Consider the following 16,217-nt stretch of genomic DNA (forward strand, 5'->3'; position numbering starts at 1 on the left):
ACCCCGGAAATGGATTTCCGGCTGCCATGGTGAGCAGCCGGAATGTCAGTTTCAAACGTGACCGTTGCGAGCCGCTTACGCGGACTTCTTGCGGTCGTCGTCCTTGACTTCTTCGTAGTCGGCATCGACGACATTGTCATCGCCGGCTTCGGCGGAAGCGTCTTCCGCGCCACCTTCAGCCTGCTGCGCTTCGTAGATCGCCTGACCGAGCTTCATGGACACTTCCATGAGGGTCTGGGTCTTCGCCTTGATGTCCTCGGCGTCCGGCTCGGTTGCCTCGACAGAGGTCTTCAGAGCGGCGATCGCGTCGGAGATCGCGGTGCGATCGGCCTCGGTGACCTTGTCGCCGTAATCCTTCAGCGACTTCTCGCTGGAGTGGATCAGGCTTTCGGCCTGGTTCTTGGCTTCAACGCCTTCGCGACGCTTCTTGTCGGCTTCAGCATTGGCTTCGGCGTCCTTGACCATCTTTTCGATGTCGGCGTCGGAAAGACCACCAGAGGCCTGGATGCGGATCTGCTGTTCCTTGCCGGTGCCCTTGTCCTTGGCCGAAACCTGCACGATGCCGTTGGCGTCGATATCGAAGGTGACTTCGATCTGTGGAACGCCACGCGGTGCCGGCGGCAGGCCTACGAGGTCGAACTGGCCGAGCAGCTTGTTGTCGGCAGCCATTTCGCGCTCGCCCTGCGACACGCGGATGGTGACGGCGGACTGGTTGTCGTCGGCGGTCGAGAAGGTCTGCGACTTCTTCGTCGGGATCGTGGTGTTACGCTCGATCAGACGGGTGAAGACGCCACCCAGCGTTTCGATGCCGAGAGACAGCGGGGTTACGTCGAGAAGCAGAACGTCCTTGACGTCGCCCTGGAGAACGCCGGCCTGGATGGCGGCGCCGAGAGCGACGACTTCATCCGGGTTGACGCCCTTGTGCGGCTCCTTGCCGAACAGCTGCTTGACGACTTCCTGCACCTTCGGCATGCGGCTCATGCCACCGACCAGAACGACTTCGTCGATCTCGGCTGGCGTTACGCCGGCATCCTTGAGGGCTGCCTTGCACGGCGCGATGGTGCGCTGGACGAGATCGTCGACCAGGCTTTCGAGCTTGGCGCGGGTCAGCTTCAGCGTCAGGTGCTTCGGACCGGTGGCATCAGCCGTGATGAACGGCAGGTTGATTTCGGTCTGCTGCGACGAAGACAGTTCGATCTTGGCCTTTTCGGCAGCTTCCTTGAGGCGCTGCAGAGCAAGCTTGTCACCCTTGAGGTCGATGCCGTTGTCCTTCTTGAACTCGGCAACGAGATATTCGACGAGACGCATGTCGAAGTCTTCACCGCCGAGGAAGGTATCGCCGTTGGTGGACTTCACTTCGAAGACGCCGTCGCCGATTTCGAGGATCGAGATATCGAAGGTACCGCCACCCAAGTCGTAAACGGCGATCGTCTTGCCGTCCTTCTTGTCGAGACCGTAGGCCAGCGCTGCCGCCGTCGGCTCGTTGATGATGCGCAGAACTTCGAGGCCAGCGATACGGCCGGCATCCTTGGTTGCCTGGCGCTGTGCGTCGTTGAAGTATGCGGGAACGGTGATGACGGCCTTTTCGACCTTTTCACCGAGGTAGGATTCAGCGGTTTCCTTCATCTTCTGAAGGATCATCGCGGAGATCTGGGCAGGCGAATAGCCGGTGCCGCGGGCCTTGACCCATGCGTCGCCGTTGTCGCCCTTGGTGATCTCGAAGGGAACGAGGCCCTTGTCCTTTTCAACCGTCGGATCGTCGTAGCGGCGGCCGATGAGGCGCTTCACTGCGAACAGCGTGTCCGTGGGGTTGGTGACTGCCTGGCGCTTGGCCGGCTGACCGACGAGGCGCTCGCCATCTTCGGAAAATGCAACGATCGAAGGCGTGGTGCGCGCACCTTCGGCGTTCTCGATGACCTTTGCGTCCTTGCCGTCCATGACAGCGACGCAGGAATTTGTCGTTCCAAGGTCGATACCAATTACTTTTGCCATGTCATTTACTCCTTGAAGCAAGCTGTCTGAACCCCGGGAAGGCATTTCGATGACAGCCCCTTACGGGATGGGTCTCTACGTTTGACGCAATCGTGATTGCGGTGATGCGGCGTATATAAGGACGGGTTTTCGCGACTGCAAGGCGGGAAATGTCCTGAAAACCAGCAAAAGAAGCCAACAGCAATTAATTTTCGCCGCGCGCCCGAAGGCACGTTTTTTGTTGCGCGGCAAAGCGTTTACTCACCCATGATCAGGTCGAGAAGCGTGGTGCGGCGCGGCTGGTACGGCTGGTGCTGCGGACCACCCCCGACATCGCCCGGCGGCAGCGCATTTCCATAGCCATAACCCTCGTCTTGAGCGACGTCGGCAGGCGGTACCGGACCGCCATAAACCGGAGGCTGCTGCTGGCCGCCACGGCGCACCGGCGCCTGCGGATACTGGCTCCGCTGGTCGTTGCCGCCGCCACCGAAGACGCCCGAAATGATGCTGCCGATGGTGCCCTGCTCCTCGACGGGCGGCTGCATGCCGCCGGTGGAGCCGGTCATGTTGCCATTCATGTCGTTGGGCATTCCGCCCTGCATGTTTGGCTGCATGTTCGGATCGTTCGACGCCATCGGCTGGCCGTTATCGACAGGTGCCGCCGGATTGACGAACTGGCCGTTGCCGAAGAGCGGCGCGGGCGACAGGCCCTTGTGGGCGGCGACCATGAATTCCTGCCAGGCCTTGGCCGGAAGACCACCGCCGGTGACCTTCTTCATCGGCTTGCCGTCGTCGTTGCCGAACCAGACGCCCGTGGTCAGGTTGCTGGTGAAGCCGACGAAGAGGGCGTCGCGGGAGTTCTGCGTCGTTCCGCTCTTGCCGGCGACCTGCCAGCCGGGGATCTTCGCGGCCTTGCCCGTTCCCTGCTCGACGACGCCGATCATCATCGCGTTCATGTTGGCGGCGACCGCCTCGGAGAGAACGCGCGGCGGGTTGTCATAGGTGTTTTCGTAGAGAACCTTGCTGCCATCGGCCGTCGTCACGCGGCGAATGACATGCGGCGTCGCCTTGTAGCCGCCATTCATGAAGGCGGCGTAGGCGCCGGTGAGTTCCGTCAGCGACACTTCCGAGGTGCCGAGCGCGATCGAGGCGTTGGACTGCAGCTCGCTCTCGATGCCGAGGCGGTGGGCGAGCTTGATGACCTGATCGGGGCCATCATACATGACCAGCTGCGCGGCGACGGTGTTCAGCGATTTCGCAAGCGCCGTCGCCAGCGTCACCTCGCCATTGTACTTCTTCTCGTAATTCTCCGGCGTCCAGTCGCCGATGCGGATGGGCGCGTCGTTGAAGACGGAGAAGGGCGTCAGGCCTTTTTCGAGTGCTGCCGCATAGACGAAAGGCTTGAAGGAGGAGCCCGGCTGGCGCTTGGCCTTGACCGCGCGGTTGAACTGGCTGTCGGCATAATCGCGGCCGCCGACAAGGGCGCGGATCGCGCCGGTGCCGTCGATCGAGACGAGCGCTGCCTGCGAGGCATCGAGCTTGGCGCCATCCTTGCCGAGCACGTCGTTGAGCGACTGTTCGGCGCGCTTTTCCAGCGTCTTGTCGATGGTGGTATCGACAACGATGTCTTCCTTGACGTCGCCGATCAGCGCCGGAAGCTCGTCCATGACCATGTCGGCCACGTAATGGCCGGCGCCATCCCAATAGCGCTTCGCCTTAGCGGGTGTCTGCGACATCGCGGTCTTGACCTCGTCGTCGGAGATCATGCCCTGGTCGCGCATGGCCTGCAGCACCACCTGGGCGCGGTCGTTGGCGGCCTGCGGATCACGCGCCGGCGACAGGCGCGACGGCGCCTTGACAAGACCGGCGAGCAGTGCCGCTTCGCCGAGGTTCACATCGCGCGCCGACTTGTTGAAATAGCGCCGCGAGGCGGCTTCCACACCATAGGCGTTGGAGCCGAAGAAGACGCGGTTGAGATACATCGCAAGGATCTGGTCCTTGGTGTATTTCTGCTCGAGCCAGAAGGAGAGCAGCACTTCCTGGACTTTACGCTCTAAAGTGCGGTCGGGCGAGAGGAAGAGGTTCTTGGCGAGCTGCTGCGTCAGCGTCGAGCCGCCCTGCACCATGTGGCCCGAGGTCAGGTTGGTGACGAAGGCGCGGGCGAGGCCGAGCGGATCGACGCCATAATGCGAATAGAAGCGCCGGTCCTCGATGGCGACGATCGCTTCTGGAATATACGGCGACATGTTTTCCAGCGCCAAGGCTTCGCCGCCAGTGGCGCCGCGATTGGCAATCACGCTGCCATCGACAGAGGTGATCTTGACGTTGGGCGGACGAGCGGGAATTTCCCAGCTGCTGGCGCTCGGCATGCGCGAGCCATAATAGACGACCAGACCGGTTACCCCGATGCCGACCCATATGCCGAGCACGATGCACCAGTAGACCATGCGGCGGATGAGGCCAAAGAAGCCGAGGCCCTCGCGCTCCGGCCGCCGGCGCTTGCCGCCCCTGCCATCGTTGCCACCACCATTGCGGCGGCGCGGCGGCTCGCGGTAGCGCGGCTCGTCGTCGTAATCATCTTCATAGCGGGCGGAATCGGGTTCGCGCCTTGCGGGCGGGTCGCGGCGCGTGGAGGACTTCTGCGCCGTGCGCTTGACGGGGCGTCCGCCGCCGGCGACCCGGTCATCGGCGCCGAGCGCGAAATCATCGCCATCGTCGCGGCGCTCGCGGCCGCTGAAGGATGGTTCGATTCTATCGCCTGATCTGCCCCTGCCTGCCATATACGCCCGCTGAACCTCGCTTCAATCGCAAACCGAGGTTTGCCCCAACCCGCATTCCACCGGCTTCAAGCCCGATGGTTGCGACGGCCGCATCACGCTGGCCGCATCTTTACCCGGTTGAACTTTAAATGCGGCGATTTAAGGGGGAGTTAAGACCTCGTTAGCCAAAGGCAAACGCTTTTGAACACAGTGTTTTTACCCTGTGTCACCTGCCGCAATAATGCCTTGGTTGGTTCAGCTTCCATTCACCCGAACGGCCCTCTAATCCACGTGCAAGGGACTTGCATAAGGAATGAGGTGCAGAGATGCGCAAGACAATTATCGCGATCGCGATCGCACTGACCGGGCTTGGCGCCACGGTTGCCGAAGCCATGCCGATGGGCGCCGTTCAGAGCGGCGTCACCAACAATGTCGTCAAGGTCGACTATGCCTGCGGCCGTGGTTTCCACGTCACCCCCTGGGGCGATTGCCGCCCGAACTGGCGCCGCCCGCCGCCACCGCGCTACGAACGTCGCTACTACCGCGACTACGGCTGGGGCCACCGCCCGCCGCCGCGTTACGGCTGGCGCGACGATCGCGGCCATCGCCCGCCGCCATGGGCTCGCGACGGCTACGGCTATCGCTACTGAACGGCGAAACGATCGCACCGACCACTCGAAAGGCCCGCCCATCGCGGGCCTTTTTTCGTATGCGCGAGTCACTGGCGAAAGCGGTCGGGTTGCGCTGTTTTGGCGCGGCTGCCATTTGTTGCAGGCATCACAAATCCGACATATATCGCGGCCATTGCGCCCCTTACTCGCGCATCCAGCGCATCAAGTAGGCAGACAATGACCATCCATTCGGCAACAGCAGACGATTTCAGCCCCAGAGAGATCTGGAGCGTGCATGATTTCGCGCGCCGTCATCGGCTGTCGAAGATGGAGGAGAGCCGTCTGAAGATGCTGCACGGCCCCTATGCCGCGATGCGCGATCTGATGGCATCCGGCAAAAATACAGCTTCCGGCTGGTGACGCGGAACCATTTCCGCTTTCGCCCATTTCTACCCAAGCGAGGCAACACGCCTCGCGGCAGATCGGCCGTCTCCCCTCAACACGAGCCGATCGAATTCAGGCCCGGCGTCTCTCAGGAGCGTCGGGCTTTTCATTTCCTCCCGACAAACAGAAAGGGCGACCTTTCGATCGCCCTTCTCATAATCACCGTTGGTGCTTGATCACTGCTGGTTCTGGCCGCAGTTCGGATCGCCCGGCTGGCAGACCGGCGGACGGCGGCGGTCGTGATCGCGACGATCCGGGCCGCGATCGAAGCCCGGCTGTCCGGGTTGGCCTGGCTGACCTGGCTGGCCGGCCTGTCCTCCCTGGCCGCCTTGGCCACCCTCGCCACGCCGGCCGGGCTGACCCGGTTGACCTGGCATGCCTGGCTGGCCGGGCATGCCGGCGCGACCGGATTGATCATCAAACTGCGGCGGGCGGCCCGGACGGCCACCATTGTCCTGACGCGGATCGGGACCACGGCCAAAATCGGGACCGCGACCGGGGCCACGGTCGAAATTGGGCTGGCCATTGTCGAAGCCGGAACGCGGGCGATTGTTGTCGTAACCCGGGCGGTTGTAATCATAACCAGGGCGGGGTCCGCCATTGTCATAGCCGGGACGCGGACGGCCGGGATTGTCGAAGCCCGGGCCGGGCGGCGGGCGGACGGCTGCCGGGCGGTCATAGACCGGGTTACGGCGCCAGCGGTCGCGCTGACCGTAGAAGGACCGATCGCGGTAATAGCGATCCCAGTAATTGCCGACGCTGAAGACCACCGTCGGGATGCCGAGCGGGCGATAATATTGCGGATCGACATAGACGCGGCGCTGCTGATAGAGCGCCTGCACATAGCGGCCCGCGACCCAGCCGCGGCCGTTGTAGAACTCGACATCGCACCAGGGCACATCGGCAAGGCAGCCGTGGATTTCGACGGATTCGCCGGCGGGAATGACGGTTACGGCGGGATACTGCGTGCTCGGGCCGGCGCGCATGTTGACGTTGGCGGTCGCGAACCCTTCGGCGGCCTGAGCTGCCACCGGGGCCAGCAACAAGGCTGCGACGGCGGTGATCTTCATCAATGTGGTCTTCACGCTTGCACTCCCTAGATAGAGCGGCCGAAACGCCGCCCCTTCAGAAAACTTTCGGGCTTATCGCCTTATCAAGACAACAGTGAACAGCTTCCCGGCCAAAGTTTGGCGAGAGTGATTCAACTTTTCTTTCAATGACTTATAGCATCCGCTGATGAACGCAGCTTGAACGGTTCGAGCGCCAGGGCCTTGAAATGGGCCGGCGCAATCACGATATCCCGGTCATCGGATGCAGTCGTCGATCACCAAGCCGCACCATGGAGCGCATGGAGAATTGACCTGCCTATCGCGAGATTATCGTTAACGCTTCGTTAACCTTTCGCGGGCAGTCTGACTGCAATATTCGCTTTCACTTTGACCACGGATGTACTGGCACTGATGCGAAGCGAATGACGAAAGGCCGGTTTCAACCCGGCCTTTTTGTTCCTCTGGCGCCCCGATCTTTAAAAATCGGTGCGCCTTTTTCATTTCATCGACGCCGATTACGCCGCCAGCGCTTCCATGATGCGGATCCAGGAGCGGATGCCCTTGTGGTACGAGGTCAGCTCGTACTTCTCGTTCGGCGAATGGATGCGGTCGTCGCTGAGGCCGAAGCCGACCAGCAGCGATTCCATGCCGAGCATCTTCTGGAAATCGCCGACGATCGGGATCGAGCCACCCATGCCGATAACGACGGCGGGCTTCGGCCATTCGTCGGAGAGCGCCGTCTTCGCTTTCGTCAGAACAGGCGAATCATAGGAGAGGTGGATGGCCGGCGAGCCGCCATGCGGGTGGAACTCGACCGAGCAATCAGCGGGGAGTTGCGAGCGCACATAGGAGCGGAAGCTGTCGCGGATGGCGGCAGGGTCCTGCGTGCCGACGAGGCGGAAGGAGACCTTGGCCGACGCCTTTGCGGCGATCACGGTCTTGAAGCCTTCGCCGGTGTAGCCGCCCCAGATGCCGTTGACTTCAGCGGTCGGGCGGGCCCAGGTGAGCTCCAGCACCGAGCGGCCCTTCTCGCCAGAGGGAACCGACAGGCCGACCTCGCCGAGGAAGCTCTCGGTGGTGAGGCCGAGTGTTTCCCAGGAAGCCTTGATGTTCGCGGGGGTTTCCTCGACGCCGTTATAGAAGCCATCCAGCGTGATGCGGCCGGTGTCGTCGTGAAGGCCGGCGAGGATCTTCGTCAGGATATGGATCGGGTTGGCTGCCGCACCGCCGAAGAGGCCCGAATGCAGATCGCGGTCGGCAGCGGTGACGACCACTTCCTCACCGACGAGGCCGCGGAGCGCAGCGGCGATCGCCGGCGTGTCGCGGTCCCACATGCTGGTATCGCAGACCAGCGCATAGTCGGCCTTCAGCTCGGCGGCATTGGCCTCGAGGAATGGCTTCAGCGATGGTGAGCCGGATTCTTCCTCACCCTCGAACAGGATCGTGACGCGCACGGGCAGCGCGCCGTTGATTTCCTTATAGGCGCGGCAGGCTTCGACGAAGGTCATCAGCTGGCCCTTGTCGTCGGCGGTGCCGCGGCCGGTCAGGATCTTGCGGCCGCCGGCGGCTTCCTGCACGGAAGGCTCGAAGGGGTCGTTGTCCCAGAGATCGATCGGATCGACCGGCTGCACGTCGTAGTGGCCGTAGAACAGCACATGCGGAGCCGAAGAGTTGGCGCCATCGTGATGGGCGACGACCATCGGGTGGCCGGGCGTGGTGCGCACCGAGGCGTCGAAACCGATGTCGCGGAGATAGGCCACCAGCCACTCGGCTGCCTTGTGGCAATCATCCTTGTAGGCGGGATCGGTCGAGATCGACTTGATCCGCAACAGCTCGAACAGCTTGTCGAGGCTCGAGGGCAAATTCTGGTCCGCGCGCGCGAGAACCGGCATCAGGTCAGGCATTTCCGACTCCTTCTTGAATTTTTGCCGGACGATAGACCAAAGCATCAGCGCTTTCGAGGTGAAAAACGAAATAAGAGCACACGCCAGACTCTGCGAGAACGCACAGCCAGAGCATGGAAAAGTTGTAATTTGCAATTCATAGTTATTTAAGAAGACGCTTGATAACCTCCAGAGATTGGTGCTGGAGGTGACTGATGTTTACCGTGATCGCCTGTATTCGTGACAATCATGACTGGCGCTTGATCATTGCCGCCGTCGTCGTCTGTTTCATCGGAAACCTCACCGCCATGCTGCTGCTCTTCAGGGCGCAGCAATGCGATCGCGCCCAGCAGCGCAACTGGATCATGGCCTCGGCATTCGCCATCGGCGTCGGCATCTGGGCCACCCACTTCATTTCCATGCTCGCCTATGACGGCGGCTATTCGATCGCCTACGGGCTGGGGCTCACCACACTCTCGGTTGTGATCGCCATCGGCGTTTCCTATCTGGCGCTGCTTGTCGCCACCGAGGGCAGCAGCCGCTTCGCCTTCGCGCAGGGCGGCGCGCTGATGGCGCTGGGGATCACCGCCATGCACCTCACCGGCATGCAGGCGGTCGAGGGCCAGTTCAACATTCTCTTCAACGCGACGGCGACACTCTCGGCGCTTGTCATCAGCGCGGCACTTGCAAGCGTTGCCTTCCTGATCTTCCGTTCGCTATCCGGCTCCAAGCGCGTGCTGCTTTCCGCAACCGCAATGGTGCTGGCGATCGCCGCCGCGCATTTCGTGTCGATGAGCTTCATCACGTTGACCCCTGAGCCGGGACGGCAGATGACGGCTGCGATCGTGGAGCCGAAGGCGCTGGCGGGTGTCGTCATGGCGGTCTCGACGGCGCTCATTCTCGCATCGCTCGGCATGGTTTTCCTGGCGAGCCACCTCACCGACCTCAAGGGCCTGGCGAACGCCACGATGGAGGGGCTGCTGGTGCTTTACGAGGGGATGATCCTCGACGCCAACGAGCGATTCCTCGAAATGTCCGGCTGGCAGCTCAACGAATTGCGCGGCCAGAAACCGGACTTCCTGCTGCTGCCTCCGGGCGGGCTGCAATCCGGCGTGCATCATGAGACGCTTCTGACCACCCACGGCGAGACGGAACTGCCGGTCGAACTCATGCTCCGGCGGATGATCTATCGCGGCCGTAGCTGCGATATCCTGGCCGTACGCGATCTCACGGAGCGCAAGCGCGCCGAGCAGATGATCGAACACCTGGCCCAGCATGACGTGCTGACCGGGCTTCCGAACCGCTCTCTCTTCGACACGCGTCTCAGACAAGCAATCCAGGTGGCGCAGCGCAAGCGTGGACAGGTGGCGGTCTTCTATCTCGATCTCGATCGCTTCAAGGCCGTGAACGACCTGTTCGGCCATGCCGAGGGCGACCGGCTCCTGTGCAAGGTCTCCGCGATCCTGCAGCGCGTGGCCGACGACAGCGCCACCATCGCGCGGCTTGGCGGCGACGAGTTCGCCATCATCCAGAGCGGCAAGCCACAGCCCGATGGCGCGCGCGGCCTTGCCGACGCGATCCTTGCAGGCGTCGCCGCCGAAATGGACGTCGCCCGCGATCCGACCGCCGTCGGCGTCAGCATCGGCATTGCGGTCTACCCCGCCGATGGCGACACCGGCGAGCTTCTCTGCATCAACGCCGATACGGCGCTCTACCGCGCCAAGCATGCCGGCCGCGGCAAGGCCTGCTTCTTCGACGCGGAGATGGATGCCGCCGTCAAGGCGCGGCGCGAGATCGAAAACGAACTGCGCCACGCGATCACCCGCAACCAGCTTTTCGTCAACTATCAGCCGATCCTCGACAGCCGCACCGGCAGCATCAGCGGCTACGAGGCGCTGATGCGCTGGAACCGGCCGGGGCATGGAAGCTCCGAGCCCGACGTCTTCATCAAAATCGCCGAGGAGAGCGGGATCATCGTGCAGCTCGGCGAATGGGTGCTGCGCCAGGCCTGCACCGAGGCGGCGCGCTGGCCGCAGCCGCTGACGATCGCCGTCAACGTCTCGCCGGTGCAATTCATGCTGCCCAATCTCTACGACAGGGTGGCCGCCATCCTGCACGAAACCGGGCTTGCGCCGCAGCGGCTCGAGCTCGAAATCACCGAGGCCGCCTTCATCCGCGATCGCGTGGCGACGATCTCGACGCTGATGCGGCTGCATGGTCTCGGCGTTCGCATCGTCATGGACGATTTCGGCACCGGCTTCTCCTCGCTCTCCAACCTGCGCGCGCTGCCCTTCGACAAGATCAAGGTCGATCGCAGCTTTACCGGCATCCTCGAACACGACGCCGCCGCCCGCTCGATCGTGCGCGCCATCATCGGCCTCGGCCACAGCCTCGGGATACAGGTGGTGACGGAGGGCGTGGAGACCGAACTGCAGCGCCAGATCGTGACCAACGAGGGCTGCGAGCAGATGCAGGGGCTGCTTCTCGGCAAGCCGGATATCGAGCCCAGCGTGAAGATGGCGGCGCGAGAGAGCTATCTTTCCGCGCATGAGAAGCAGCAGAAGACGGTGTTGCTTTATCCGCAGGTGGTTTCGACGTCGAAATAGGCGGGCATTATCTGGGGCGGAAGACAGATCCGGGCGTTTCGGATAGGCTGCGCCTTCCCGCCGATTTGTCAAACGTTCCGCCGACATGACCGATAATTCCGACACTGCCCGCGCCGCCATCGATGCTCACGACACGCTTGAGATCTTCACCGACGGCTGCTGCGAGCCTAGCTCCAGCAATGGCGGTTGGGGCTTCGCCGTCTATCGCGATGGCGTCGAGATCGCATCCGGTTGCGGCGGCGCTGGCAAGACCGCCAACAATGCGATGGAGGCGACCGCCGTTCTGGAGGCCGCGCGATGGGTCAACGCCCACGCGGCGGCGGAGGCGGTGGTGACGATCTGGTCGGATTCGGTCTATGCCGTGAAGGGCTGCAACGAGTGGCGGCCGATCTGGCGCAACAACGGCTTCAAGAAGATCACCGCCAATAGCCGGCTCAGAAGCCGTGGCATCGCCGATGCCGATGTGTGGAGGGCGATCGACGCGGTACTCTCGGGATCAGCGACGATCACCGTTTCATGGTGCAAGGGCCATGCCGGCACCGAGGGAAACGAGCGAGCCGACAGGCTTGCGGATAGCGGGCGGCTGTCAATCGCGGTGAAAGCCCCGCTCAAGCGATCGCGATAATCTCCAGCTCCTGGCCACCGGCATCGACCACATCGCCGACGGCCTTGCCGATCAGCACACGCGCCACCGGCGAGACGTAGGAGATCGACCCGGCCTTCGGATCGGCCTCGTCCTCGCCGACGATGCGATAGGTCTGCACGCGCCCGTCCTCGCGCTCGAAGGTGACGAGGCTGCCGAACGCCACGGCATCGCTGAACGTAGGCGCGGGCATGAGCTGGGCAGTGCCGAGGCGGGCCGCGAAGTAGCGGGCATCACGCAACGGCGCGGCACCCTGGCGGCGGCGCTCGTTGATGTCGTCGATCCCCAACGTCGCCTCATAGGCTTCGCGCGCTTGGCTAAGATTGAGCTCCAGTGCCTTCAACCCAGCCTCGGTGACGAGGTTCGGATGCTGCGAGATCGGCCGATCGGGAATCAGCGTTTCCGATGCCGTCTCGAAGCTTTCTTCCTTGGTGAAGGCGACCGCCAATCTTTACTCCATACCGATATCAGGGATATCTTCGTCCCTTGCTTGTTCGCAACAGCATATACCGGCGCGGCGGCGAGCGCCAACGCCGGCAAGATGCCGCACGATCGCGCTTAGTTCGTCGTGCCGAAGACAACCTCTTCCAGCCATGGATTGGAGAATTTGCGTTCCGGGTCCATGCGTTCGCGAAGACGGGCGAAGTCGGGGAGCTTCGCGTAGTGCCTGCCGATATGTTGGCGGGTGAATACCTTGCCCCAGTGCGGCAAGGGCGAGAAGGGCGCCAGCGCCTGCTCGATCTCGGCGGCGGCGGCATCGACCGCAGCCTGGTCGCGAACCCAGGTGAAATGGATCGACAGCGTATCGCGATTGAACTGCGGGCTCAGCCACAGGCCGTCGGCGGCGACGGTGCGGAGTTCGCCTGATTGGACGAGATGCGCGAATTTCGGGCGGATCGACAAGAGCGCCTCGACGGCGGCGGCGCCATGCTTGCGGGGCACATGATATTCGGACTGGATCTCGGCGCCGCTGCTCGGCGTAAAACCCATCTTGAAATGCGGCAGCCGGTCCGACCAGCGGCCGAAGGCGCCCAGCTGCTCGGTGGCGTTTTCGGCGTCGAGGCCGATGATCGGATGGCGCTTGATGTCGGCATTGACCGCGCCGTGGAGGGCATCGGGATGATTGCCGCTCTTTTCCGTCTCCTTCAGCCAGACGGCCCCTGCCTTCTCGCCCCATTGGGTGAAGACGCTGACGCTATAGGCCGCCGCCATGATGGCATCGAGGTTGGACAAGAGCGCGTCCCAGCTCAGCCCCTCATAGACGTGCTGCGCGACCTGGAATTCCGGCTGAACATCCAGCGTCACGCGGGTGACGACGCCGAGCGCGCCCAGATGCACGACCATGCCTTCGAAATCTGCATCGCCGCGCTTTACCTTCACCAGGCTGCCATCGCCGGCGACGAATTCGAGGCCGGAGACCGCCGTGGCCAGGTTGCCGTTGCCGTCGCCCGAGCCGTGCGTCGCGGTGGCGATCGCGCCGGCGATCGAGATGTGCGGAAGGGATGCGAGATTGTGGATGGCGAGCTGGTGGCGCTGCAGGAAGAGCGCGAGCTCGCCATAGGTGCAGTGGCCGGCGACCGAGACCTGGCGGCCGCCGCTTTCGACGACAGGATCGATCGGCATCCGCTCGAGCGACATGGCAGAGCTGCCATCGACGATGGCGTTGAACGAGTGGCGCGAGCCGAGCGTCTTGACCGCTGCCGACCGCGCGACGATCGCGCTTATCTCCTCAAGCGAGGACGGATAATGGCAGTCCTTGAAACCATAGTGAAAGCTTTCCGCCCAATTGGCGGCAGGCACCTGCGTCATGAGTGAACCTCCTCGAATCCCGCAGGAGTGGTAGCACGACGATGGAGGCGGAGACAAAGGAAACCCTCTTCCCCTCGGCCGCGAATCTCCTAGATTGCGCAGTATTCGCATGAGCTTATCGACGGGGAGGATGGAATGGCGGAGAAGACAAAGGGTGCCACGGGCGAGGAAGCCGATGCATCAAAGCTGATCGACCAGCGGATCGCGGAGCTGACCGACTGGCGTGGCGCGATGCTGGCCAATGCGCGGCGCATCATCCGGGACGCCGATCCAGAGGTGATCGAGACGTGGAAGTGGCGCGGCGTTCCGGTGTGGGAGCGTTCCGGCATCATCTGCACCGGCGAGACCTACAAGACCGCCGTGAAGCTGACCTTCGCCAAGGGTGCATCGCTCGACGATCCCTCCGGCCTGTTCAACGCCAGCCTCGAGGGCAATGCCCGCCGCGCCATCGACTTTCACGAGGGAGATACGATCGACGCGCCGGCCCTTACGGCACTCGTGCGGGCGGCAATCGCGCTCAACATGACGAAGGCCACGAAGAAGCCGAAGGGCGGTTGAGCGGGCGGCGCACGCACGCCTAACCACCAATGCGGAGGATAGTCTGATGCCGAAGATCGACGTCGCCACCGTGCCCCGCGTCAAGGGCTCGCCTTACCCGGAGCCGCATGCGGCGGCCTGCGCCGAGCGGGTCCGCCAGCGGCTGGGTGACGCCGGCGGGCTTTCCGATTTCGGCATCAACCTCATGCACCTGCCGCCGGGAAACTGGTCGAGCCAGCGGCACTGGCACTCGCATGAGGACGAGTTCGTCTATGTGCTCTCGGGCGAGGTGGTGCTGGTCGAGGATGACGGCGAAACGCCGCTTCGCGCCGGCGATTGCGCCGCCTTTGCGAAGAACACCGGCAACGGCCATCACCTCATCAACCGGTCCGATGCGATGGCGATCTATCTGGAAATCGGCTCTCGTGACATGGCCGATCTCACCACCTGTTCCGACATCGACATGATGAGCGCAAACGCCGATGGCCGGTTCGTTCACAAGAATGGGAGCCCCTATCCGAAACCTTGACACCCCTGCCCCGCGACCTTCACCGATGAGAACCGGGGACGCATAATATTCATTTGTTCATGATTTTGTGCGAGGCATCTCATACACGGATTTAGGTGGGGAGCACGTTTGCAATGGCTGTTGCGCGCGCATTCGGTACATCTTCCGCGGATGTGAAACAGCGGGAACTCGAGCGCCTAGCGGCGCTGGAGCAGCTCGACCTGCTCGATTCGCCGCGCGATGAAGGCTTCGAGCGGATCGTTCGGCTGATCAAGGAAGTGTTCACCGTCGACATCGGCCTTGTCTCCCTGATCGACGCGCATCGCCAATGGTACAAGGCCTGCTCCGGCCTCTCGAACAGCGAAGTGCCGCGCGAGGATTCCTTCTGCCGCTTCGTGGTGGACCTCGACACGGCCGTGATCGTGCCCGACGCGACCCGCGACCCGCGCTTTGCCGCCCACCCCGCAGTAACAGGTGAAAACCATATCCGCTTTTATGCCGGCGTTCCGCTGCGCACCAAGAGCGGCCACACGGTCGGCACTGTCTGCGCCATCGATCGCACGGCGCGCTCCTTCGGGCGCAAGGATCTCACCATTCTCGAAGAGATCGCCGGCGTTGCCATGGACCGCATCGAACTGATGCAATCGGCGGCGACCGACAGCCTGACCGAGGGACTGACGCGCCGCGCCTTCAAGGAAGAGACCGACCAGCTGATCGGGGCTGCGCTGCGCAACCAGAAAAGCCTCGCCTGCATCGTGCTCGACATCGACCACTTCAAGACCGTCAACGACACGCATGGCCACGCGGCCGGCGACGAGGTGCTGAAGGCGGTGTCTTCGATCTGCCGCTCGGTGCTTCGAAGCGGCGACCTGTTCGGCCGGCTGGGCGGCGAGGAATTCGCGATCATCCTGCCCAATGTCGACCGCGAGGGCGCACTCGTCGTGGCCGAGAGACTGCGGGCGGCGATTTCGGCCGAGCCGATCGTCGGCGAGTTCGGCTCGCTCGAGGTGACGGCGAGCTTCGGGATTTCGGCGCTCTCGATTGTCTGCAAGGAGATCGACACGCTTCTCGCCCAGGCGGATGCCGCCATGTACGAGGCCAAGCGCAGCGGCCGCAACCGCTGCCTCTGCTGGCAATCGATCAGCTCGGATCAGCCGAGCGGCGCGCGCCGACGGGTGCTGAAGGCCGGCTCGATCCTCTTCAACGACCGCCGCTCGACGATCGACTGCACCATCCGCTCGCTCGGCGCCGACAGCGCCGCACTCTCGGTTTCGAGCTCAACGGGAATCCCGGCCGAGTTCGTATTGATGATCAAGGGCGAAGGCTTCGAGACGCACTGCCGGGTGGTCGCGCAGGACCGGCAAAACCTGGAAGTTGCGTTCCGGGGCTGAGCCGAT

Annotated in this window: 13 protein-coding genes; 7 read left to right on the top strand and 6 right to left on the bottom strand. The window is 63.2% G+C overall.

Going from position 1 to position 16,217, the window contains the following annotated elements; translation table 11 throughout:
* Positions 1-75: 75 nt before the first annotated feature.
* Both dnaK and ACIQUB_RS15190 read right to left on the bottom strand, forming a co-directional pair.
* The gene (gene dnaK / locus ACIQUB_RS15185; RefSeq protein ID WP_112981660.1) at positions 76-1,992 is read right to left on the bottom strand and encodes a molecular chaperone DnaK; all 1,917 of its coding nucleotides are present in this window, start codon (positions 1,990-1,992) and stop codon (positions 76-78) included.
* Positions 1,993-2,228: 236 nt separating this feature from the next.
* A complete protein-coding gene (locus ACIQUB_RS15190) occupies positions 2,229-4,751 on the bottom strand; it encodes a transglycosylase domain-containing protein (protein ID WP_113239409.1) in 2,523 nt (840 codons plus the stop codon).
* Positions 4,752-5,056: 305 nt separating this feature from the next.
* On the opposite strand from ACIQUB_RS15190, the gene ACIQUB_RS15195 reads away from it, so the two are divergent.
* Together ACIQUB_RS15195 and ACIQUB_RS15200 are read left to right on the top strand one after the other, a co-directional pair.
* Complete coding sequence (locus ACIQUB_RS15195) at positions 5,057-5,380, top strand: GCG_CRPN prefix-to-repeats domain-containing protein (protein WP_112820452.1); 324 nt, start codon at positions 5,057-5,059, stop codon at positions 5,378-5,380.
* 198 nt (positions 5,381-5,578) lie between these two features.
* Positions 5,579-5,761, top strand: a complete 183-nt coding sequence (locus ACIQUB_RS15200) for a hypothetical protein (protein ID WP_026283142.1) — start codon at positions 5,579-5,581, stop codon at positions 5,759-5,761.
* A 200-nt stretch (positions 5,762-5,961) separates the two neighbouring features.
* Here the strand turns inward: ACIQUB_RS15200 and ACIQUB_RS15205 are convergent, their stop codons facing one another.
* Together ACIQUB_RS15205 and ACIQUB_RS15210 are read right to left on the bottom strand one after the other, a co-directional pair.
* Complete coding sequence (locus tag ACIQUB_RS15205) at positions 5,962-6,870, bottom strand: SH3 domain-containing protein (RefSeq protein ID WP_162737607.1); 909 nt, start codon at positions 6,868-6,870, stop codon at positions 5,962-5,964.
* A 479-nt stretch (positions 6,871-7,349) separates the two neighbouring features.
* Positions 7,350-8,738, bottom strand: a complete 1,389-nt coding sequence (locus tag ACIQUB_RS15210; protein ID WP_113239482.1) for a dipeptidase — start codon at positions 8,736-8,738, stop codon at positions 7,350-7,352.
* Positions 8,739-8,932: 194 nt separating this feature from the next.
* On the opposite strand from ACIQUB_RS15210, the gene ACIQUB_RS15215 reads away from it, so the two are divergent.
* Together ACIQUB_RS15215 and ACIQUB_RS15220 are read left to right on the top strand one after the other, a co-directional pair.
* On the top strand, positions 8,933-11,323 hold the full coding sequence (locus ACIQUB_RS15215; protein ID WP_113239410.1) for an EAL domain-containing protein: 2,391 nt from the start codon (positions 8,933-8,935) through the stop codon (positions 11,321-11,323).
* Positions 11,324-11,408: 85 nt separating this feature from the next.
* Complete coding sequence (locus ACIQUB_RS15220) at positions 11,409-11,948, top strand: ribonuclease H (protein ID WP_113239411.1); 540 nt, start codon at positions 11,409-11,411, stop codon at positions 11,946-11,948.
* Here ACIQUB_RS15220 and greA read toward each other — a convergent pair.
* On the bottom strand, positions 11,932-12,414 hold the full coding sequence (greA, locus tag ACIQUB_RS15225; RefSeq protein WP_113239412.1) for a transcription elongation factor GreA: 483 nt from the start codon (positions 12,412-12,414) through the stop codon (positions 11,932-11,934). The two genes, ACIQUB_RS15220 and greA, sit on opposite strands and share 17 nt — an antisense overlap.
* A 110-nt stretch (positions 12,415-12,524) precedes the next feature.
* Positions 12,525-13,775, bottom strand: a complete 1,251-nt coding sequence (locus ACIQUB_RS15230) for a D-arabinono-1,4-lactone oxidase (protein WP_113239414.1) — start codon at positions 13,773-13,775, stop codon at positions 12,525-12,527.
* Positions 13,776-13,910: 135 nt separating this feature from the next.
* On the opposite strand from ACIQUB_RS15230, the gene ACIQUB_RS15235 reads away from it, so the two are divergent.
* The 3 genes from ACIQUB_RS15235 (at position 13,911) to ACIQUB_RS15245 (ending at position 16,211) form a co-directional block, all read left to right on the top strand.
* Positions 13,911-14,333, top strand: a complete 423-nt coding sequence (locus ACIQUB_RS15235; RefSeq protein WP_113239415.1) for a DUF1801 domain-containing protein — start codon at positions 13,911-13,913, stop codon at positions 14,331-14,333.
* A gap of 46 nt (positions 14,334-14,379) precedes the next feature.
* Positions 14,380-14,841 carry a cupin domain-containing protein gene (locus ACIQUB_RS15240; RefSeq protein WP_113239416.1) on the top strand — a complete coding sequence of 154 codons (462 nt, stop codon included), beginning with the start codon at positions 14,380-14,382 and terminating at the stop codon, positions 14,839-14,841.
* A gap of 113 nt (positions 14,842-14,954) precedes the next feature.
* Positions 14,955-16,211: a sensor domain-containing diguanylate cyclase gene (locus ACIQUB_RS15245; protein ID WP_113239418.1), complete on the top strand. Its 1,257-nt coding sequence runs from the start codon at positions 14,955-14,957 to the stop codon at positions 16,209-16,211.
* The last annotated feature ends 6 nt before the right edge of the window (positions 16,212-16,217 follow it).

Source organism: Rhizobium sp. NPDC090275, from assembly GCF_044772225.1.
Classification (GTDB): domain Bacteria; phylum Pseudomonadota; class Alphaproteobacteria; order Rhizobiales; family Rhizobiaceae; genus Rhizobium.